This is a genomic window from Alcanivorax sp. (assembly GCF_017794965.1).
Lineage (GTDB): Bacteria > Pseudomonadota > Gammaproteobacteria > Pseudomonadales > Alcanivoracaceae > Alcanivorax.
Genome location: NZ_CP051240.1, coordinates 1,524,327 through 1,543,801 on the forward strand (window position 1 = coordinate 1,524,327; position 19,475 = coordinate 1,543,801).

The 19,475-nt window shown below is 57.6% G+C and carries 21 protein-coding genes; 11 read left to right on the plus strand and 10 right to left on the minus strand.

What is annotated here, in order from left to right; translation table 11 throughout:
* The first annotated feature begins 103 nt into the window (after nucleotides 1–103).
* From htpG to HF945_RS06780, 3 genes are all read left to right on the plus strand, one after another.
* Nucleotides 104–1,966, plus strand: coding sequence for a molecular chaperone HtpG (gene htpG / locus HF945_RS06770; RefSeq protein ID WP_290524982.1), 1,863 nt, complete (start codon nucleotides 104–106; stop codon nucleotides 1,964–1,966).
* 182 nt (nucleotides 1,967–2,148) lie between these two features.
* On the plus strand, nucleotides 2,149–3,177 hold the full coding sequence (locus HF945_RS06775; protein WP_290524983.1) for an NAD(P)H-dependent glycerol-3-phosphate dehydrogenase: 1,029 nt from the start codon (nucleotides 2,149–2,151) through the stop codon (nucleotides 3,175–3,177).
* On the plus strand, nucleotides 3,174–3,650 hold the full coding sequence (locus HF945_RS06780) for a histidine phosphatase family protein (RefSeq protein WP_290524984.1): 477 nt from the start codon (nucleotides 3,174–3,176) through the stop codon (nucleotides 3,648–3,650). Before HF945_RS06775 ends, HF945_RS06780 begins: the two co-directional genes overlap by 4 nt.
* Before the next feature lie 267 nt (nucleotides 3,651–3,917).
* On the opposite strand, the gene HF945_RS06785 is transcribed toward HF945_RS06780, so the two are convergent.
* The 4 genes from HF945_RS06785 to xthA form a co-directional block, all read right to left on the minus strand.
* Nucleotides 3,918–5,147 carry a serine/threonine-protein kinase gene (locus tag HF945_RS06785; RefSeq protein WP_290524985.1) on the minus strand — a complete coding sequence of 410 codons (1,230 nt, stop codon included), beginning with the start codon at nucleotides 5,145–5,147 and terminating at the stop codon, nucleotides 3,918–3,920.
* Nucleotides 5,148–5,194: 47 nt separating this feature from the next.
* A complete protein-coding gene (locus HF945_RS06790) occupies nucleotides 5,195–5,689 on the minus strand; it encodes a response regulator (RefSeq protein WP_290524986.1) in 495 nt (164 codons plus the stop codon).
* A 121-nt stretch (nucleotides 5,690–5,810) separates the two neighbouring features.
* Entirely contained in the window at nucleotides 5,811–6,842 is a 1,032-nt protein-coding gene (locus HF945_RS06795) for an ion transporter (RefSeq protein WP_290524987.1), read from the minus strand.
* The gene (gene xthA, locus HF945_RS06800) at nucleotides 6,839–7,654 is read right to left on the minus strand and encodes an exodeoxyribonuclease III (RefSeq protein ID WP_290524988.1); all 816 of its coding nucleotides are present in this window, start codon (nucleotides 7,652–7,654) and stop codon (nucleotides 6,839–6,841) included. The genes HF945_RS06795 and xthA overlap by 4 nt, the downstream gene beginning before the upstream one ends.
* Before the next feature lie 137 nt (nucleotides 7,655–7,791).
* Between xthA and HF945_RS06805 the strand changes: the two genes are divergently transcribed.
* The 6 genes from HF945_RS06805 to HF945_RS06830 all read left to right on the plus strand — a co-directional run bounded on the left by HF945_RS06805 (nucleotide 7,792) and on the right by HF945_RS06830 (nucleotide 12,955).
* Nucleotides 7,792–8,607, plus strand: a complete 816-nt coding sequence (locus HF945_RS06805; protein WP_290524989.1) for an alpha/beta hydrolase — start codon at nucleotides 7,792–7,794, stop codon at nucleotides 8,605–8,607.
* A complete protein-coding gene (locus HF945_RS06810) occupies nucleotides 8,604–9,455 on the plus strand; it encodes an alpha/beta hydrolase (RefSeq protein WP_290524990.1) in 852 nt (283 codons plus the stop codon). The genes HF945_RS06805 and HF945_RS06810 overlap by 4 nt, the downstream gene beginning before the upstream one ends.
* 136 nt (nucleotides 9,456–9,591) lie before the next feature.
* Complete coding sequence (locus HF945_RS06815) at nucleotides 9,592–10,053, plus strand: MaoC family dehydratase (RefSeq protein ID WP_290524991.1); 462 nt, start codon at nucleotides 9,592–9,594, stop codon at nucleotides 10,051–10,053.
* A 367-nt stretch (nucleotides 10,054–10,420) separates the two neighbouring features.
* A complete protein-coding gene (locus tag HF945_RS06820) occupies nucleotides 10,421–11,374 on the plus strand; it encodes a hypothetical protein (protein WP_290524992.1) in 954 nt (317 codons plus the stop codon).
* The gene (locus HF945_RS06825) at nucleotides 11,367–12,449 is read left to right on the plus strand and encodes a diguanylate cyclase (protein WP_290524993.1); all 1,083 of its coding nucleotides are present in this window, start codon (nucleotides 11,367–11,369) and stop codon (nucleotides 12,447–12,449) included. Before HF945_RS06820 ends, HF945_RS06825 begins: the two co-directional genes overlap by 8 nt.
* Complete coding sequence (locus HF945_RS06830; protein ID WP_290524994.1) at nucleotides 12,446–12,955, plus strand: DUF2505 domain-containing protein; 510 nt, start codon at nucleotides 12,446–12,448, stop codon at nucleotides 12,953–12,955. The genes HF945_RS06825 and HF945_RS06830 overlap by 4 nt, the downstream gene beginning before the upstream one ends.
* A gap of 2 nt (nucleotides 12,956–12,957) precedes the next feature.
* Here the strand turns inward: HF945_RS06830 and HF945_RS06835 are convergent, their stop codons facing one another.
* The gene (locus HF945_RS06835) at nucleotides 12,958–13,761 is read right to left on the minus strand and encodes an SDR family NAD(P)-dependent oxidoreductase (protein ID WP_290524995.1); all 804 of its coding nucleotides are present in this window, start codon (nucleotides 13,759–13,761) and stop codon (nucleotides 12,958–12,960) included.
* A 111-nt stretch (nucleotides 13,762–13,872) separates the two neighbouring features.
* On the opposite strand from HF945_RS06835, the gene HF945_RS06840 reads away from it, so the two are divergent.
* Nucleotides 13,873–14,073: a hypothetical protein gene (locus HF945_RS06840; RefSeq protein WP_290524996.1), complete on the plus strand. Its 201-nt coding sequence runs from the start codon at nucleotides 13,873–13,875 to the stop codon at nucleotides 14,071–14,073.
* Here HF945_RS06840 and HF945_RS06845 read toward each other — a convergent pair.
* The 5 genes from HF945_RS06845 to HF945_RS06865 form a co-directional block, all read right to left on the minus strand.
* Entirely contained in the window at nucleotides 14,058–15,380 is a 1,323-nt protein-coding gene (locus HF945_RS06845) for a dicarboxylate/amino acid:cation symporter (RefSeq protein ID WP_290524997.1), read from the minus strand. The genes HF945_RS06840 and HF945_RS06845 overlap by 16 nt on opposite strands.
* A gap of 158 nt (nucleotides 15,381–15,538) precedes the next feature.
* Nucleotides 15,539–16,156, minus strand: a complete 618-nt coding sequence (locus HF945_RS06850) for a hypothetical protein (RefSeq protein WP_290524998.1) — start codon at nucleotides 16,154–16,156, stop codon at nucleotides 15,539–15,541.
* Nucleotides 16,153–17,448 (minus strand): ammonium transporter, encoded by a 1,296-nt coding sequence (locus tag HF945_RS06855; protein WP_290524999.1) that lies wholly within the window; start codon nucleotides 17,446–17,448, stop codon nucleotides 16,153–16,155. The genes HF945_RS06850 and HF945_RS06855 overlap by 4 nt, the downstream gene beginning before the upstream one ends.
* Nucleotides 17,449–17,601: 153 nt before the next feature.
* Nucleotides 17,602–18,084, minus strand: a complete 483-nt coding sequence (locus HF945_RS06860) for an EVE domain-containing protein (RefSeq protein ID WP_290525000.1) — start codon at nucleotides 18,082–18,084, stop codon at nucleotides 17,602–17,604.
* On the minus strand, nucleotides 18,081–18,464 hold the full coding sequence (locus tag HF945_RS06865; RefSeq protein WP_290525001.1) for a hypothetical protein: 384 nt from the start codon (nucleotides 18,462–18,464) through the stop codon (nucleotides 18,081–18,083). Before HF945_RS06865 ends, HF945_RS06860 begins: the two co-directional genes overlap by 4 nt.
* An 83-nt stretch (nucleotides 18,465–18,547) precedes the next feature.
* Between HF945_RS06865 and prmB the strand changes: the two genes are divergently transcribed.
* Nucleotides 18,548–19,474, plus strand: coding sequence for a 50S ribosomal protein L3 N(5)-glutamine methyltransferase (prmB, locus tag HF945_RS06870; protein ID WP_290525002.1), 927 nt, complete (start codon nucleotides 18,548–18,550; stop codon nucleotides 19,472–19,474).
* Nucleotide 19,475 lies beyond the last annotated feature (1 nt).

The window sequence follows — 19,475 nt, forward strand, 5'->3', positions numbered from 1 at the left end:
ATTTCGCGTAATTCAGTGATGCACCAACTTTTTTGGACGCCTGCCTGCTTTTTCTGACTTGAAAAAAAACTGACCAACCCTATCTCTAGCGCAGCAATGACTGATGCAGGAGCATGTTGTGTCTACAGAAAAACAAACCCATGGTTTTCAGGCAGAAGTATCCCGCTTGTTACACCTGATGATTCACTCGTTGTACAGCAATCGTGAGATCTTTCTGCGCGAGCTGATTTCCAACGCCTCGGACGCCTGTGACAAACTGCGGTTCAGTGCGCTGGATAATCCGGGTCTGGCTGAGGCGGCAGGGGAGCCTGCCATTTCTCTCAGTGTGGACAAGGAAGCGGGTACGCTGGCTATTACCGATAATGGTATCGGTATGGACGAGGCTGACGTGATCGAGAACCTTGGCACTATTGCCCGGTCCGGCACAGAGAAGTTTCTCGCGTCCCTGAGTGGTGATCAGAAACAGGATTCCCAGCTTATCGGCCAGTTCGGTGTGGGCTTCTATTCTGCTTTCATTGTGGCGGACAAGGTCACCGTTGAAACCCGAAAGGCCGGGGCTGATGACAGCGGTGGAGTCCGTTGGGAAAGTGACGGCAAGGGTGAGTTCACGGTGGAGCCGGTGCAGCGTGATCAACCCGGTACATCCGTAATCCTGCATCTTCGCGAGGATGCGCAGGAATTCCTGGATCCGTTCAAGCTGCGCCAGGTGGTTAATCAGTACTCAGACCATGTGGCGTTTCCCATTCGTCTGTTGACTCCGGCGGAAGGGGACCAGGACGCCAGTGAAGAGACCCTGAACTCTGCCACGGCTCTCTGGCAGCGCCCGAAAGCGGATATCAGCGATGAAGAATATCAGGGCTTCTACAAGCATATCAGCCATGATTTTCAGGATGCCCTGACCTGGAGCCACAACAAGGTAGAAGGCAAGCTGGAGTACACCAGCCTGCTGTACATCCCTGCCCAGGCGCCCTTTGACCTTTATCACCGTGATGCCAGCCGGGGACTGAAACTGTATGTACAGCGTGTCTTCATCATGGATGATGCTGAACAATTCCTGCCCCAGTACCTGCGCTTCATCAAGGGGGTAGTCGATGCGCCCAATCTGCCACTCAATGTGAGTCGCGAGTTACTGCAGGATTACGGGCCAGTGAAAAAGATCCGCGCAGCGTTGACCAAGCGTGTCCTGCAGATGCTGAAAAAGCTCGGCAATGATCAGGAGCAGTATGCCACCTTCTGGGCGCAGTTCGGCCAGGTGTTGAAGGAGGGGATTGGCGAAGACCCGGACAACCGTGATGCCATTGCGGCACTGTTACGATTTGCCAGCAGCCGCGAGGAAAGCGGACTCACCAGCCTTGATGAGTATCTGGAGCGAAAGCCGGCCGAGCAGGACAAGATCTATTATCTGTTGGCCGATACCGCTTCTGCCGCACGTCAGAGCCCGCACCTTGAAGTATTCCGCAAGAAGGGCATCGAGGTACTTCTGCTCAGTGATCCGGTTGACGAGTGGATGATCAGTTACCTGGACAGCTACAAGGACGTGCAGCTGGTCAATGCTGCCCGTGGTGAACTGGATCTGGATGAGACCACCCGGGAGGATCAGGATAACCCACTGGTTGGTCGCCTCAAGGCGAGCCTGGGCGAGCATGTGGAAAATGTACGTGCAACTGGGCGACTGGTCGACTCGCCGAGTTGCCTGGTGCTTGCCGAAGACCAGCTCGGCCCACAGATGCGCCGCATGCTGGAAGCCGCCGGCCAGCCGGTACCGGAGAACAAGCCGGTACTGGAAGTGAACCTGGACCATGATCTGCTTCGCGCATTGGATAGCGTTGAGGAAGGTGACAAGTTCAATGATCTGGCGTTTCTGCTGCTGGACCAGGCCATGCTGGCTGAGGGGCAGCTGCCGAAAGATCCTGCGGCTACGGCACGACGCATGCATCAGATGCTTGTCACTGCAGTGAACAATTAACAGTTAACAGTGAACAGCTGCGCGAATCAGGCTTGCATCTGAGTCGCGATTTGAGGCCGCGCCCGGGCTTGGGTGCGGCCTCATTCGTTATTCGAAAGGAAAAAATACAGGAAGCTGTTAACGGTTCACTATTCACTGTTAACTGCTTTATGATGCCCAAAAGCAGTAAATAAGGCGTTCTTATGTCGGAGCAGACATACAATGCCGCCATTCTTGGTGGCGGTAGCTTCGGGACGGCCATGGCCAGCATTCTGGCTGCCAATGGTCATGGGGTGAATCTTTGGGTGCGGGACCCGGAAACCGCTGCCGCGATCAATCTTGACCGGGAAAACAGCCGTTATATGCCGGGTAAGGAATTGCCCGAGGGGGTCAACGCCACAGACAGTCTGGAAGATGCCCTGGCAGATGCCACCATGGTCTTCGTTGCCATTCCCAGCAAGGCGTTTGCCGACGTACTGTCGCAAGCCCGTGAATGGGTGCCGGAAGGAACTTTGGTGATCAGCTGCACCAAAGGGATCTATGCGGACGGGTTCCTGCTGATGAGTGAACTGTTGCATCAGTACTGGCCCCATACCCGTATCGGTGTGCTCAGCGGCCCGAATCTGGCCAAGGAAATCGTGGAGCAGAAGTTCACCGGTACCGTGATTGCCAGCGCCGACAGCGAACTGTGTCAGACGGTACAGACGGCGCTCAGTTGCGACTACTTCCGGGTCTATGACAACCCGGATATCTACGGTGTGGAGCTGGGCGGTGCTTTGAAGAATATCTACGCGGTAGCGTCCGGCATGGCAGCCGCCATCGGCGTGGGTGAGAACAGCCGCAGCTTCCTGATTACCCGGGCTCTGGCGGAAATGAGCCGCTTTGCCGTGGAGCTGGGGGCCAACCCCATGACCTTTCTGGGCTTGTCGGGAGTTGGCGATCTTATTGCCACCTGTACTTCCAGTTTGTCACGAAACTACCAGGTGGGTTTCCAGCTGGGGCAGGGCAAGACGCTGGAAGAAGCGGTAGAGACCCTCGGCCAGACAGCAGAAGGGATCAATACCATTAAGCTGGTGGCCGACAAGGCTGCCGAGTTGGATGTCTACATGCCACTGGCCACTGCGCTCTATCAGGTGGTGTACCACCAGCAACCGCTGGAAATCGTTATTCATCAGTTGATGAGTGGCGAATACAAACATGACGTGGAATTCCAGTTGGGAGTCAGCGCATGAAGGTCTACATCAGTCGGCATGGCGAAGCCGTCGGGACGGCTCCCACGGATGCCCTTCGTCCATTGACTGAGCGGGGCCGTGAGGCGTTGCTGGCCCATTGGCAGACACTGAAAGACAGTGGCGTCATGCTCTCGGCACTGGTGGTCAGCCCCTATTTGCGCGCCCAGCAAACCGCAGATTGTATCGACCAGGTCTATGGTGGACTCAAGCGGGTGGAATGCGACGCGCTGGTGCCGGATGCTTCACCGCTGGTGTTGCTTGAGTGGCTAATGCGAAACCCGGTGGCCGACAATAGCGTACTGGTCAGCCATATGCCGCTGGTGGCCCAGCTTACCGCGGTCTGGACCGGTACTACCGACCGTATCGGCTATAACGTGGGTACGGTGGCCAGTCTGGATGTGGATGTGGCCGCCGCTGCCGGCGCCCGCTTGCTATGGCTTCGTAGCCCCGGCGAAAGTGCCGCAGGCCGCTAGTCGGCGAAAACCTACCCCCCGGAAACAGAATCCTACCGTTCGCCGTTTGCCGCTGGGCAATGGCTGTGGGGCTGTCCTATCTTGAACTCGATGGCGCTTGAACGCATGGCAGACTCCTGACGGCGCCATCAGCTCCCTGAGGGGGGATACGATGACTCCTTGCATCGTGATTCAGGCAGATTGAAAGCACTGGCTTCGGCTAGTGCTTTTTTTTGCGCGCGATGCGGGTGCAACAGGCTCTACGCAACCTGCAACACGCGAAACCTGCTAGTCGTCTGGCGTTTCTGCCTTGGTCGTTTTTTCCGGTTCCATGAGCAGTTGCTCAATGGGTTCGCCGTCGGCGGCCACCAGGTTTACCGAGATGGGAATGCGGTTGAGGTATTCCAGCCCTTCAATGCGCCTTAAATCGCGCAGATATTGTTTAACCCGGCCCGATATCCAGGGGTGCAGCGTGGCTTTAATGGACACACCCTTACAGCGACTGCCTCGCTGTGAGTGCCAGTCCAGCAGTGCGGAGCGCAGTACCGGAAAGTGTCCCTGGAATTGCTCAAAGTCATCGGCGACCAGATACACATCGTATTGATACAGCTTGCCGCGCCAGCTCAGCCCCAGTGGCACTTCCTTGAGTCGCAGGCGTGGTGCCAACGCTGTGGCCGGGCCTTGTTGCTGTGGGCGGTAGGCAGAGCGGGCCTTGTGGTAATGATCCGGCGATTCCAGTCCTTCCAGCAGGGTGACAGCGGCATTACCGTTTTCCGGGCGATCCGCGGGGTCTTTGGCGAGCAGGGCGCGGAGGAGAGGCTGGTAATGGCGTTGTTTGACTGGCAGAAGGGGGATTGGCTCGCGCAGATGGGCGTTGGCCATGGCGCTCACATCCTTGCCTTTGAAAGGCGCCTCCCCGGTGAGCATTTCGTAGAACACGCAACCCAGAGAATACAGGTCTGACTGCGGGGTCAGCGGCTGGTTTCGATGTTGCTCAGGGCTCATGTACTTTGGTGTGCCCATCTGCTTGCCTTTGCCCAGGCCGGAATCGTTAATCATGCTGGAGGCAATGCCGAAATCCATCAGCAGGGCAGAGCCATCGGCCCGGAACATTACATTGTCCGGTTTGACGTCCCGGTGGATGAAGTGATGCTCGCCGGCATAATGCAGGGCACTGGCCAACTGCCGAAGCACAGTTTCCGCGTCGGCTTCACTCATGCCATTGCGGATACGCTCCTTGAGGCTGCCCCCGGTCACGTACTCCATGGTCAGATAGCGATACCCCTCGTACTCACCCACGTCATATACCGGCACGATATGGGGATGGTTGAGGCTGGCGACGGTCCGGGCTTCACGCATGAATTGCTCAGCGAAGCGAGGCTCCAAGGCAAGCCCGGGGCTGAGAATCTTGATGGCAACAGGGCGCTCGAACGAGTTCTGTGTGGCCAGGAAGACATGGGCCATGCCGCCTTTGCCAAGACGTTCGGTAATGCGGTAGCCGGGTAGTCTGATTGCCATGATGTCAGTTATGCGTTGTTCTGTTTATCAACGCAGTTTTACAGGGTTCATTCTTTCCCGTACAGCGCTTTCATCTCGGCTTCGGAACGCCGGGCCTGCGCCACCTTGGCTTCAAGCCGTTTCTTCTGGCGATCCAGGCCGAGAAAGAAGTTGACCTTGCTTTGTAGCAGCATGGGGTCAATGGGTTTGAACAGGTAATCCACGGCACCGGTACGGTACCCTTCCTGCACGAAACGGGTTTCTTTGGAAATAGCAGTGACAAAGATGATTGGTACGTGCTCGGTGCGCTTGTTGGAACGCATCAGCTTGGCCACTTCAAAACCGTCCATTTCCGGCATTTGCACATCCAGCAGCACCAGCGCGTAGTCATGTTTGAGCAGTTTGGCCAGGGCCGCGTTACCGTTGGTCACACTGTCCAGTTCACACTCCAGGTCCTCCAGCACGACTTCCAGGGCAACCAGGTTCTGGGGGGTATCGTCGACCATCAGGACACGGGAAACGGGCAGTGTCGGTTCGTCGTTGAGTTGTTCGCTGGATGACATGGCTAAATCCGCTGCTGGTGTCGTGTTCTTCGATGTTGTGACCAGTGAGCCTCTGAATGAAGCCTGGCACGCTGAGTGCGCAAGGTGTTGTTCAGGGTGGCACCGTTATTTTTTGATAGTATCAGTATTTATTATCAGGGTCTTGGGCCTGTTCTTCCAACTTCCAGCGCTGAACGGCCACCTGCTGCTTGATTTGTTCCAGGATATCCAGAAGTGTATCGCGTAACAGTTCATCGAGCTGTTCGCCGTCCCCACGGCTGGCATCCAGTACATCGTGGAACAGTTGTTCCAGCTGTGCCCTGTTGGCCTGGGAAGACAGGTCCTCTACCAGCTGATCCACAAAGGCACTGCCGGTTTCTCGCACGGCGTCACCAACCAGGGCGATGGCCCGAGGCCCCGCTACCGGAATGGCCGCCAGCCGCTTGCCGGCCGGGGTACGGGTGATGGCTTCGTCGGTGAGATGCGCGAAATATCCGGCCAGCTCATCACGGTATTCGCTGTGGGTCTTGCGAGTGGCTGCAGCAATGCGCTCCGCCACGAAGGCCACCAGCTTTTCCTGGCGGGGTGCCAGCACATCCTTTTCGATACGATGCAGTAGTGGGCTGCCACCGCCCACTTCTCGCTGAGCACCACTGAGTACCTGCAAAACAACCCGGTCGGATATTTCTTCCACCAGAATGTTGTAGTACTTGATCAGGGTCTGGCCCAGCCAGGTTTGGGACAGATCGATGATGCCCATCCGTTGCAGGCGGAACAGCAGGTTGACCACCCGCAGAATCCGTAACCAGCGGAAACTGCCCACCGGGATACAACCGAGCAGGTCGTACCAGTGGGCAAAGGGATAGAAAAACCACCGGTGGTAAGTACCCCGGGCGATTGCTACGGCCCAGCGCACGGCAAATTCGGTGAGGTAGACCGCCACAAAGCAGAGGTCGTAGAACAGAAAATCGGCGTGAATGGTGTCGCGGTAGAAATTGTGGAACGCCGGCGTGTGGTTGGCCAGTAACTGGGCAAAAGGCGGCACCTGGAAAAGCCAGTCGAACAGGATCAGTGCCAGATTGGCAATCACCAGGGTGATCATGAACAGATCGACCAGGAAACCCAGACTATCCAGATTGGGTTTCAGCTTTTCCGGGTGCAGCTTTATCTTCATACCTTGAATCTTGCCCACACAGGACAGTGATCGGAAGGCTTTTCCATTGCGCGCAGTTCGTAATCCACGCCGGTCTGGTCAAGCTTTTCCATCAAGGGCGCGGTGGCCAGCAGGGTGTCAATGCGCAGGCCGCGGCGCGGATCCCGTTCGAACCCTTTGGAGCGGTAGTCAAACCAAGAAAAAACATCATCGGTGTCCGGGTTCTGATGGCGGAATGTGTCCGTCAGGCCCCAGCCAGTCAGGCGTTCCCACCACTCACGTTCCTCCGGCAGAAAGCTGGTCTTGCCTTCACGCAGCCAGCGTTTGCGGTTGGCCTCGCCGATACCGATGTCCAGGTCCGTGGAAGAGATGTTGAAGTCGCCCATGACCACCACTTGCTGATCCGGTTGGTGGGCCTGTTCCAGATAGCTCTGAAGGTCCTCGTAGAACTTTTTCTTGGCTGGAAACTTGGTGGGGTGCTCACGGTTTTCACCTTGGGGGAAATAACCGTTGAGTACGGTGGTCGTGGACCCGTCCTTGTGACGCAAGGTACCCATGATCATGCGCCGCTGGGCCTCCTCGTCATCGCCGGGGAAACCACAGGTCACCGATTCCAGTGGCTCCCGGGTAATAAGGGCCACGCCGTAGTGGCCTTTCTGGCCATGGTAATAGGGGTGGTAGCCCATATCGCGAACCGCCTGTTCGGGAAACTCCGGGTCATGGACCTTGGTTTCCTGAAGGCCGATCAGGGCCGGTTGGTACTTGTCGATTACGGCCTGCAACTGGTGCAGACGCGCGCGAATTCCGTTGATGTTGAAAGAAATCAGGGTCATGGCGCCTCCTTGGTGAACGCATTGTACACGAACCCTTGTCCGTGACAGGCCCGCATCTGGCGTTATCAGACATGGTATGGGGTGAATGGACTTGGCTATCATGTTTCCTTTGCTTGCTGCTATGTTCGGGAGAGACCATGTCTGCAGTACCTGAAGAGAAACCGGTTCTGGCCTTTGCCCATGCCAATGGCATTCCCGGCCACAGCTACGACACCTTTCTGGCGCCCTTCGAAGCACGCTATCAGTTATATGTGGTGGACCGGATTGGCCATGACCCGGCCTATCCGGTGGATGCACAGTGGCGCAGCCTGAGCCAGGAGCTGGAAGCACAACTGGCACCCTTGCCCAAACCCATTGTCGGTGTCGGCCACTCACTGGGATCGGTGCTGATGTATCTGGTCGCTCAGCGGCACCCTGACTGGTTCTCCGCCCTGGTCATGCTTGATCCGCCCATGATGAACGGTGTGCATGGTTTCATGATCAACGTGGCCAAGATGATGGGGCAGATCGACAAGGTCACCCCCGCAGGAAAAAGCAGCGGCAGGCTGGATTACTGGCCCGACTGGGAGGCGGTGGAGAGTTATTTTGGCTCCCGTGGGTTGTTCCGTGCCTTCGATCCGCGTTGTCTGAAAGATTACCTCAAGGCCGGACTGGAGCCCTGGCAGGATGGCTGGCGGTTGCGGTTCCGGCCTGAAACGGAAGTGGCTATTTTCCGTGAAACGCCCACTGCCGCTACGGGCATGCCCCGATTGAATGTTCCGGCGGCGGTGGTTACCGGGAAGCATTCTCCGTCGCCTTTTCTGCACAGCGCACGACGAATCGCACGGCGTCATCACATGATTCATCGTATCGCCGAGGGCAGTCATATGTATCCGCTGGAGAAGCCGGAAGAAACCCGCGCACTGTGTGATGAACTGCTTGAGCTACTTCTCGCGGACGGGGGGCGCGGATGAAGCCCACAGAAATCCAGTTTCAGGTGTATGGGCAAACCCTGGCTGCACTGCGCTGGGAAGGAGAGGGTGAGCCCATCCTGGCTCTTCACGGCTGGCTGGATAATGCGGCCTCCTTTTTGCCTCTGGCCGAGCATCTGGGCAGACCGCTGGTGGCGCTGGATTTTTCCGGCCATGGCCACTCGGAGCATCGCCCGGATGAGGCCGCCACACACCTGGTTGATCATGTCCGGGACGTCAGGGCGGTGGCTGACCAGCTGGGCTGGGGGCGATTCACATTGATGGGGCATTCCATGGGGGCAGGGGTGGCTTGTCTTTTCTCGGCGGCGTGCCCGGAATATGTGTCACGTCTGGTACTTATCGAGGGACTGGGCCCGCCCACCACCCAGCCGGAAGAGGTGGCCTCCACATTACGCAAGGCCCTGGATGACATGAATGCCCACGCCAGCAAGCGTAAACCGGTGTATGCCGACATTGCCGATGCTATTGAAGCCCGAACCCGTGGCTTTGGCGGCTTGAGTCATGAAGCGTCTGCGTTACTGGTGGAGCGGGGGGTGGTGCCGGTATCCGGTGGCTGGACCTGGCGCTCCGACAGCCGGCTCAGACTCACCTCTTCATTGCGCCTCACGGAGCAGCAGGTAGAGGGGTTCCTCCGCGCCATTGAGGCGCCGGTCTGCCTGGTTATGGGGGGGCAGGGGATGGGTGGCAGCGGCATGTTCGAGCACCGACTGGAATGGCTTAACCGTGTGGAGGTGGTGCGGTTACCCGGACGTCACCATTTGCATATGGAGTCGCCGGCGGACGTTGCCAGCAGCATCCATCGATTTCTTTGCGCTGAACCCCCTCTCTGATACCGCCGGTCCGGGGCACGACTGGTTCACTGACCAAAAGCATCAGCCCAATGGTTGGCAAAGTGCAAAGTGTCATGGTGCAGCGTGGTGGCTCCTCGCTAAGCTGAATTGGAAATGACATCGAGGAGCTTCAAAGATGAAAGTGGTAGAGGCGGCATCACTGGCCGAGTACGTTGGCAAGGAACTGGGTGCATCGGAATGGTTTGAAATTGACCAGGACCGAATCAACGCGTTTGCCGATGCCACTCTGGATCATCAGTTCATCCACGTGGATCCAGAGCAGGCCAAGAATACCCCGTTTGGATCCACCATTGCCCACGGTTATCTGACCCTGTCACTGTTGCCTTACCTGCAGAGCACCATTGATGGCTTCCTGCAGCCCAAGGGCATGAAAATGGCCATGAACTACGGCTTCGACAAGTTGCGCTTCATGGCGCCAGTGAAGGTGGGCAAGCGGGTACGTGCAGTGGCCACCCTGATGGAAGCGACTGAAAAGCGTGAAGGCCAGTGGCTGCTCAAGTTCGGTTTCAATGTGGAGATTGAAGGTGAAGAGAAGCCGGCACTGGCTGCCGAATGGCTGCTCATGTACTTCATCTGAATTCACTCTCTTCCTCTCCTGGTCAGGCCCGTGATGTGTGCATTGCGGGCCTGATTTTTTTTATGCCGCTCCGCCGCCGCATCAGGCTTCTACAAGCGAGATTGAGCTTTATCTTCGGCTTGCCGATGCCCGATATTGTCGCCAATCCCTCCCTCAGATTCTGCAGAAACACCCATGATTTCTGTCTGCAAGCGCTCAAAGTTTAGCCGGTTTGTTAATATATGTAGCCAAGCGGCTGATTTAAAAGAAGTTAATTTCCCATAATGCCCGCTGGGCAGGCTGGTAAATCTGCGTCGATAATCGTAATGTAAGCCTAACGTCTTAGTGCTGGTGACATGGGTGACCGGCGGGCTAATCAGGAACGATCATGTGGCACCGTACCCGACAGTGGTTACGTCGTGTGGTGGATAACCGCTCGGCGATTCGACGCGATCTGAGGCTGGGGCTGTCCCACGCTGCAGATTTGCCTCGCCTGTTCCTGCCACTGGGCGAAGAGCCCGGAGCCCGTTCGGAATTGTCCCTGTCCTCCTATTCCAGTACCAGTGATGCCCTGGTGTCATTGCTGCAACTGATCGTGCCAGCCACGCGGGAGTCTATTAGCCAGGGCTCTCTGGTTTGCCACCCGCCACGATCTGCAGGCCCCAGGGAAAACGTGCGCTGGTTTTTCATCAATGGGATGGGGACCGCCCCTGCTGTGGCGCTGCTGAATGCCAGCGAAATTGCACGCCATTTCCAGCGGCCGGTTACCTTGATTCATACGCCGACCTGGGGCTTGCTGCGAGATATTGCCGAGTCCATTACGGCTCGCACCTTGCGCAAGGACGGTAAACTGTCGCGCCCGGCGCTGAATGTGCTGATTGATGCCCTGGAAAAGCAGGACCAGGTTGTCCTGGTCTGTCATTCCCAGGGCACCATTGTTGCCAGTTATATCGTGCGCAAGCTGTTGCGCAATCCGGCTACGCGTCAGCTGGTGCGCAAACTGGAAATCTATTGCATTGGCGGGGTGGCGGACAGTCTGGAGATTGATCCCCAGCTGACATTGTCTGCCGGCCATCCAGTGCCTTATGTCGAGCATTTTGCCAATGGGCGTGATTACCTGGCAGAAGTGGGGATACTGGCGCACCTGGACAGCACGGCGGGCACGGTCTATTGCCTGTCCGAGCGATCGGGCCATCTGCTCAACCAGCACTATTTGCCCGCCATTGTGCGGGGGGATTTCTGCCAGCGACGTTCCCGGCTCTATCGTTATGCGCGTGGGCGGGTTCCTGGACCCAAGGGCGCATTGTCTGTAGCGAAAACTTCAATGGGGCAGCATGGATAACAAAAAGAAACCGCTGCTGCTGTTCGTTGACGATTCCAAAGTCATGCGACTGGCAGCCGACAAGATGCTTGGCCGGGAATTCCGGGTGGATGTGGCTGAAGACGGGGCGGCAGCCTGGAGCATGATCGAGAAGAATCCGGATTACAGCGTGGTGTTTTCTGACCTGGCCATGCCGGAAATGGATGGCTATGCCTTGCTGGGAAAGATCCGCAATAACCCGGATGAGGGCATTGCCAAGTTGCCGGTGATTATCGTCACTGGTGCAGAAAACGATGATGAGGCCCGCTCCCGTGCGCTGAGCCTGGGGGGCACGGATTTTATCAGTAAGCCGTTCAATTCAACGGATCTGTTGGCCCGGGCACGGGCCCATGCGAATTATCAGGAAGAGCGCAAGGCGCTGGCTCGTCAGGCCATGATGGACCCGTTGACGGGACTGGGGAATCAACGCTATCTGAAACACCGGCTGGGCCAGGAGCTGGCCCTGTCTGCCCGTCAGCAGACACCGTTGTCCGTGGTTCAACTGGAGATTCACCAGTTCAACCAGTTCTTCCTGCAGCTCGGCAAACGGCGTGCGGATATGGTAATGATGAAGCTGGCGCAGCTTTTGAAAAGTGTCGTGCGCAAGGAAGATTCGCTGGCACGGACTAAAGTGGATCAATTCACCGTGCTGCTTCCTTCTGCGGATATCCATGGGGCCCGCCGTTTCGTGGAGCGGGCTATCAAGGTATGCGAGAAACTCTCTTTCCAGCACCGCGGCAGGCCGCAACGGCTGCCTGTTACCGTGGCAGTACATAGCCCGGGTAGCAGCAATGACCGTTCACCTGACGCTATCCAGAAGGTGCTCAGTGATTACATGGCCCGTGCCGCTGACGCGGGTGCAGGTACCGTGGTGGGGGATGATGATGAGGTGTCTGCCGCAGGTACTGCGCCGGTAATGGGTGTCGAGCAGGCGCTGGCGCTGATTCAGGCAGGCAAGCAGCGCGTGGTCATTAATGCGCTACCCGATTTGAAACGTCAGTTGATGCCTTTGCTCAAGCTGATGCAGCAGGCATCTTCTGGTCAGGAGACAGCATGAAAGTAAAAGTAGACCGGGAGTACCCGGTCAGTGTGGAGAAACTCTACGACATCATGACCAGCCGGGCGTTCTTCGAACAGCGCTTTGAGTGGGGTCGGGTGAAGGGGTACCGCTTTGAGGGTTTCGAAGAGACCGACAAGGGCCTGTTGTTACGTATTTTTCAGCCGGTCAGGATAAGGTCCGACAAGATACCCGGCTTTGCCCGCCGGTTTCTTCCGGAGCAGGCCGATTTGATGACGGAATTCCTCTGGACATCCCTGCCGGGCGAGGAGGGCTATCAGGCCAATTACCGTTTCCAGCTGGGCAATGTGCCGGTACACGTTGAAGGGAAAATGGTGTTGAGTCGAGATGGCGAAGCCCATGCCTTGCAGTGCACCGAAGTTGAGGTGTCTTCCTCGGTGCCTATTGTCGGCAAGAAACTGGTGTCCCTGCTTGCGGACAAGGTGGATGACGCCCTTGCGGGGGACTACCGCCAGACTTTGCGTTACGTGGAAGAGTGTGGCTGAGACTACAGGTGTGACCGGTAGCGCTTGCCCAGCTGCTTGAGGGCGTCTTCCCAGCGACGCCTGAACCAGCGTTTCTGCCGCCACTGGCTGCGGATTTCCGGCGTGGCAATCTGTAAGGGGCGATCATTGGGGATGGCGTCTACGATAGCGCCAGAGACTTCCTCCAGCGATGCGGCGGTCTGGCTGGCGCGGCGCTGAAACCGGGCCGAGCTCAGCGGGTCGCTGGCTTCGACAAGTGCGTCATATTCTGACAGCAGGGGTATGGCGATGGCAGAGACGCTGACGGCATTTTCATGCTGTTCCGCATAAAGGCTATCACTCAGCGCCTTGATGGCCGCACTCATGGCACTCTGGCACGCCGTCATGGGGGCGGGAAGCAGACCAAATTCCAGGATCACATTAAGAATGCGCCCACGGTCCTGCTGGCGCAGTGCGCTCAGGCTGCTCTGGCAGAGGTGCACCGTATCCATCAGCTGAGCCTGAAGCTGATACTCCCACTGACTTGCCGACGTGGCTTCAAATGGCCCGACGCTGATATGGCGTGGCAGGTTGATCACCACATCCAGTTGCTGCCAACGACGCAGGATACGCTCCACATTGCGGCGATGGTCCTGACTCTGATGTCGGCGGGTTTCCAGAAACATGGCCTGCCGACCTTCGGCGTGGAGCTGTGAACACAGCTGATTGCCTGTAAAGCTGTCCTCGCCGGCGATCGCGATACGGTACTGCTCGCTCGCCAGCCACGCCACGGCCTCACCAAGGGGCGTGTCTCCGTGATGTATCAGCAGGACAGGGGCGTGTTTCAAGTGGACTCCGATACCCCGGAAAGGGGCAGAAAAAAATTAATGTGAACAAGTGTTGACTTGGCTGATTGATAAGTTAACATGTGTTCACAACCTGAATAAAGGAGTCATCCAATGGCATCTTACGAGCAGATTTTCAAAGATATTATTGCCCTGGTCGCGGCAGTGTTCTGCGCCATTGTTCTGGTCGCAGGTCTCTCCCAAGTGAGTGAAACGCTGTTTCCCGCACTGCTGGCACTGGCCGTGATGGTCCCGGTGGTTTGCAGCAGCGCGGTGAGCCTGAAAAACGATCTCAGCGATCAGTTTACCGCCTGATGATGGTCACGGGCAGCTTTGGCTGCCCGTTCTTCCATTTCGTTAACGGGCAGCTTCAGCACCTGATCTTCCCCTTCGCTGCGCGCCAGCAGTACCGTTACCACGCTGTCCCCCCAAATATTTACTGCGGTGCGACACATATCCAGAATCCGGTCGGTGACCAAAATCAGGCCGATTGCCTCGGCTGGCAGTCCGATCGCGCCCAGAATCACGGTGATAGCCACCAGTGATGCGGCCGGAATGCTGGCCACGCCAATGGAGGTGAGCAGCGCGGTAACCACAATCATGAACTGCATGCCAAACGACAGATCCATGCCGTAGGCCTGGGCAATGAAAATGGCCGCCACACATTCATAGAGTGCGGTACCGTCCATATTGACCGTGGCCCCCAGGGGAAGCACAAAACTGCTGGTCTTGCGGGAAACACCGGAGCGGTCTTGTACACATTCCATGGTCAGGGGCAGGGTGGCCGCCGAGCTGGCAGAGGAAAACGCGGTAAGCAGGGCGGGCATCATGGCCTGGATGTGCCGTATTGGTGAGCGTTTGGCCATCAGCAGTATCAAGGCCGGCATAAACACAAAGGCATGGAACACCAGCGCCAGAATCACGGTGAGGAAGAACCAGGCCAGTGGCTCGATGGCGTCCATGCCGGTGCGGGTCACCGTGGCAGCGATCAGGGCAAATACCCCGATCGGGGTAAACCGTATGATCAGCATGGTGATGCTGATCATGACTTGATAAATGCCATCAATCATTTGCCGGACGGTTTCGCCTCCCGAGCTCTTTTCCACACGTAGGTAGAAACCGAATAGCAGGGCAAAAATGATCAGCCCCAGCATCTGACCTTCAGCGGCCGCCGCGATCAGGTTCGGAGGCAGCATCTGACGAAGGATTTCCGTGAAATCACCGGCACCACGCCCTTCGATCTTGGCAAGAACGTTATCGGTTTCCGTCGACAGCCCGAGCAACCCCTTGGCGGGTTCGCCATCAATGATGCCGGGAGTCAGCAGGTTGACCAGCACAAGGCCGATGAGAATGGCCACCAGAGAGGTGGCCATATAGAAGAGGACGGTCTTGATACCCATGCGGCCCAGATTGTCGCCGCCGCCGACGCCAACCATGCCGGAAATGATGGCGGTCACGATTAGCGGCACCACCAGCATTTTCAAGGCATTGATGAAGAGACTGCCAACCAGATCATACCCGGCAAGCACCGAGACCCCGAACAGGGTACTGGTCTCTCCGGTCATGGCGCCCAGGCCGGCCCCGGCCAGCATGGCAATGAAAATCTGGTGATGAAGCTTCATGGCTACCCCTGCGCTATTCCCTGGATACTGCAATGAATGGGCCCCAGGGTCTCCGGTGGAGTCGTTCAATCCTTGAGGGCGCCGATTCAGTAATCAGGCTACAGCGTACCTTATCTGCACTGCAGGGGCAGGGGCTGTTTGTGTTTTTCTTGCCCGTGTCACATCAGTTTTTTCAACGAAGGAGCCAGTGACGGATCTTGACGGACACGGTCGTAGGCCATCTTCAGTTGATGGTCTGCTTCCACCGGGCCGAGCCGTTCACAAAGCAGCACGTAGGCATTATTCAGTTGATTGCGAAGCACGCTCAAGGGCAGGCCACCGAGAACGCGACCCGGCGATTGCAGCCAGTGCTCCATGGTCAGTCGGGTTTCCGGTGTGACCTTGGGACCTCTGAGTTGCGCCACCATGTCCAGCTGTAGTTGTGAGGCCACCGTAATCGGAAGATTGCCCCACAGGGTCTCTAACAGAGATTGCAGAGCCGCCGTACATGGGTGGCTATGTTGACCCTGTTCGCTATTGTGGGCCAACGGATCACTGGCCAGTTCCTGTTCGGACATGGACATGGCCTGCACCAGACTCATGTGAATGTGATGGCGGCGCTCACCCAGGTCGAACAGTTTGCACAAATCGCTCACGAAGCCCTGCAGGGAGTAGCGTGGACGTTCCGAGTAGTGTTCCTGCCAGTGGCTGACGGCCTCCATGAGTACCGCTTCATTCATGTAAGGGGTCAATCCTGTGACTACCGCCCGGCGCCGGCGTTGCAATTCCTGACTCATCGACCACCCTCCGCCTGGCGGGTCATCTCGGCGTTGTACAGGCTGTTCTGCGGGAATTCCGGATAGCCGGTCTCGTCGTGCTCACTCAGATCCAGACCCCGCTGTTCATGGATAGCGGGGGCGCGTAGCCCGGCGAAGGTGGCCACCCCGAGATACATGATCAGGGCTGCAAAGAAGGCCCAGCAGAACGCCACCACGATGCCCAGCAGCTGCACGGTAATGCGCTCCGGATTAAACAGGTCGCCCTCATAGAACAGCCCGGCCGCCAGGGTGCCCCAGGCACCCGCAAAGGCATGTACAGGCACGGCCCCGACCACATCGTCCAGGCGCAAGGCCAGTAACAGACGGGCGCCGGCAGCCGCAAGGGCGCCGGCGATCAGCCCTGTCAGCAGGGCAAAGCCTGGAGTCATCACTGCGCAACCGGCGGTGACCGCGACCAAACCCGCCAGGCTGCCATTGACGGTTTCCGTGAGGAGTACGGGGCGGCGAGTGATGAGACGCAGCAGAGTGCTGCCCACGGCACCTGCCGCGGCGGCGAGCTGGGTATTCAGGTTGACCTTGGCAATGTCGACGCTGGCGGAGAGGGTGGAGCCGCCATTGAATCCAAACCAGCCGAACCAGAGTATGAAGCCCCCCAGTGCCACATAGGACAGGTTGTGGCCGGGTATGGTCCGGGGCTGGCCCTGTTTGTCAAAGCGGCCCAGACGTGGGCCGACCACCATGATGCCGGCGAGGGCGCACCAGCCCCCGATACTGTGAACGACGGTGGAACCGGCAAAGTCGATGAAACCCAGCTGGGCAAGCCAGCCGTCACTGTTCCATGCCCAGTTACCGTAGAGCGGATAAATGATGCCAGTGATGACGATGGCGCCACACAGGTAACCGGCATAACGGGTTCGTTCTGCCATGGCCCCGGAGGCAATGGTGGCCGCGGTGGCGGCGAACATGATCTGAAACAGCAGCATGGCCCAGGTGCCGGGATCCGCCTTGCTAAGAGCAAACTGGTCCTCGCCAAACCACCCGGACGGGGTGCTGCCAAACATTAGCCCAAACCCTACGGCCCAGAACACCAGAGTACCGACGCAGAGGTCCATATAGTTTTTCATGACCACATTGAGGGCATTTTTGGCCCGGCTCAATCCGCTCTCCAGCAAGGCGAAACCGGCCTGCATGAAGAATACCAGTGCTGCAGCGACTGCGATCCAGACGGTGTCGGTGGCTGTCAGGGTATCGGCGTGCGCAAAGGCAGGCAGGGCAAGCAATAAAGCAAGAAAACGTGGATGCAATTTCATAGGGTGAACCCAATTCGTAAGGTGAGGGACGAGTTGGGGACTGCAACGCATGTGCCAAATACAAAAGGCCCGTTATTGTGGAGGGAGGTGGGCCTTTTGTACTAGCTTGTGATCCGAGATGGTGCGTGATTCAGATCTGGGGCGCCTTGTGCACTATGCAGGTACATCCATGGGCTGGCATAGCGTCTGGATGAGTTGATACTGGCGGTCCGTAACCTTCTGAACAGACAGGCGAGGGCGGACAATCAATTCCATATCGGCAAACTCCGGATCCTGTTTCAGTTGTTTCAGGGTGACAGGGTTGGGGTAATGGCGAATAAAACGGATATCCACCTGAAACCAGCGCGGAGATTCGCGTGTGCTGCGATCATCATAGGCCGGGTGTTCGGGAAGGAATTGGGTGGGGTCCGGATAGCCGGCCCGGGTGATCAGTGCTTCACCAACAATGGCTGGGGTGGCACAGCTGGAATGATAAAAAAGTACCCTGTCGCCTTCCCGCATGTCGTCACGCAGCCGGTTGCGGGCCTGGTAATTTCTCACTCCGTCCCAGCCGGTGGTCTGCTCCGCTGCATTTTCCAGATCATGCAGGCTGAAGGTGTCGGGTTCTGTCTTGAGTAACCAGATGGCGTGGTTCAAGTGAGCTCCGGGTTGAGGTGTTGGGAAAGCCGTTGTCGAGCCTGCTGGACACTGGCACAGATGTAAACAGGAAAAGCCGGGCGGTTCATTTTCAGCATCATGTTGGCGAAGGTGCGGTTGAGAGTGTTATCCAGCACCATGGCCTTGGCCTGCGTAATCACGGCAAAGTCTTCCCCGCAGGCATAGCGCGATGCGGCAAAGTCCAGCGCTTCGATCCTGCCCATGTAGATAGCCAGCTGCTTACGTTGATCCTGTTGCTGGTAGAGGACCTGGCGCTGACGGTAAATGGACAGCTCCTGAGCCATGTCGATGACGGTGCCATCCTTGATGTCCACCATGGTAAAGCTGTCTTCCTGATAAACCCGGATTGCTGCGCTCATGGGGAGCCCTCTGGCTTGCATTGAACAGGCTTTTATACAGCAATTTGTGCTAACCTTCAGCGCCTGTTGACTGGAGAGTGGCCTTGATATCATCGGCAATCAGGAATGAAGCGGTAACGTCCCTGCAAACGGTGCGTGATTGTCTGCGTTTCGGGGAGTCCCGGTTGCGTGCGGGCGACGTGTACTTTGGCCATGGCAGTGATGACCCCTGGGACGAGGCGCTGGCCCTGTTGATGCATGTGCTGGCGCTGCCAGTGAACAGCGATCCCCGTATCCTTGATGCCCGGTTGCTGCCCAGTGAGACCGAGGCGTATGTGGACTTGCTCATGCAGCGTATCAATGAGCGGGTGCCGGTTCCCTATCTCACGGGGGAAGCCTGGTTCTGTGGTCTGCCGTTCAAAGTGGATGAGCGGGTGTTGATACCCCGGTCTCCGCTGGCGGAGCTGATCGAGCAGTCGTTCACGCCCTGGATCGACCCAGAGCAGGTGCATGCGGTGCTGGATCTGTGTACCGGCAGTGGCTGCATCGCCATTGCTTGCGCCTACGCCTTCGAGCAGGCCCGTGTTGACGGCAGTGATATCAGTGATGACGCACTGGCAGTGTTTGCCGAGAATATTGCCTTGCATGGGGTCGATGATCAGGTGCAGGCGCTGAAATCGGATGGTCTGACGGCGGTGAATGGCCCCTATGACCTGATCGTTTCCAATCCTCCCTATGTAGACGCCATGGATATGGCCTCCCTGCCGGAGGAATACCGTCATGAGCCAGAGCTGGCCCTGGCCTCGGGTGACGATGGGCTGGACTTTACCCGTCGCTTGCTCCGCGATGCGCCGGATCACCTCACCGAGCAGGGGGTGCTGATTGTGGAAGTGGGCAACAGTATGGAAGCGATGATGGCGCTGTGGTCTGAAGTGCCGTTCTTCTGGTTTGAATTCGAGCGAGGGGGGCATGGGGTGTTCATGCTCACCCGCCAACAGCTGCTAGAATACCGCAGCGCGTTTGACGTTTAGA

Excerpts from the sequence above, each read along its gene's own strand:
- HF945_RS06855 (WP_290524999.1), bottom strand. The coding sequence starts at position 17,448 with ATGAAATTGCATCCACGTTTTCTTGCTTTATTGCTTGCCCTGCCTGCC.
- HF945_RS06830 (WP_290524994.1), top strand. The coding sequence starts at position 12,446 with ATGAAAGTAAAAGTAGACCGGGAGTACCCGGTCAGTGTGGAGAAACTC.
- HF945_RS06815 (WP_290524991.1), top strand. The coding sequence starts at position 9,592 with ATGAAAGTGGTAGAGGCGGCATCACTGGCCGAGTACGTTGGCAAGGAA.
- HF945_RS06865 (WP_290525001.1), bottom strand. The coding sequence starts at position 18,464 with ATGAGCGCAGCAATCCGGGTTTATCAGGAAGACAGCTTTACCATGGTG.
- HF945_RS06850 (WP_290524998.1), bottom strand. The coding sequence starts at position 16,156 with ATGAGTCAGGAATTGCAACGCCGGCGCCGGGCGGTAGTCACAGGATTG.
- HF945_RS06780 (WP_290524984.1), top strand. The coding sequence starts at position 3,174 with ATGAAGGTCTACATCAGTCGGCATGGCGAAGCCGTCGGGACGGCTCCC.
- HF945_RS06795 (WP_290524987.1), bottom strand. The coding sequence starts at position 6,842 with ATGAAGATAAAGCTGCACCCGGAAAAGCTGAAACCCAATCTGGATAGT.
- HF945_RS06845 (WP_290524997.1), bottom strand. The coding sequence starts at position 15,380 with ATGAAGCTTCATCACCAGATTTTCATTGCCATGCTGGCCGGGGCCGGC.
- HF945_RS06810 (WP_290524990.1), top strand. The coding sequence starts at position 8,604 with ATGAAGCCCACAGAAATCCAGTTTCAGGTGTATGGGCAAACCCTGGCT.
- HF945_RS06820 (WP_290524992.1), top strand. The coding sequence starts at position 10,421 with ATGTGGCACCGTACCCGACAGTGGTTACGTCGTGTGGTGGATAACCGC.
- HF945_RS06805 (WP_290524989.1), top strand. The coding sequence starts at position 7,792 with ATGTCTGCAGTACCTGAAGAGAAACCGGTTCTGGCCTTTGCCCATGCC.
- HF945_RS06825 (WP_290524993.1), top strand. The coding sequence starts at position 11,367 with ATGGATAACAAAAAGAAACCGCTGCTGCTGTTCGTTGACGATTCCAAA.
- htpG (WP_290524982.1), top strand. The coding sequence starts at position 104 with ATGCAGGAGCATGTTGTGTCTACAGAAAAACAAACCCATGGTTTTCAG.
- HF945_RS06790 (WP_290524986.1), bottom strand. The coding sequence starts at position 5,689 with ATGTCATCCAGCGAACAACTCAACGACGAACCGACACTGCCCGTTTCC.
- xthA (WP_290524988.1), bottom strand. The coding sequence starts at position 7,654 with ATGACCCTGATTTCTTTCAACATCAACGGAATTCGCGCGCGTCTGCAC.
- HF945_RS06840 (WP_290524996.1), top strand. The coding sequence starts at position 13,873 with ATGGCATCTTACGAGCAGATTTTCAAAGATATTATTGCCCTGGTCGCG.
- HF945_RS06775 (WP_290524983.1), top strand. The coding sequence starts at position 2,149 with ATGTCGGAGCAGACATACAATGCCGCCATTCTTGGTGGCGGTAGCTTC.
- HF945_RS06785 (WP_290524985.1), bottom strand. The coding sequence starts at position 5,147 with ATGGCAATCAGACTACCCGGCTACCGCATTACCGAACGTCTTGGCAAA.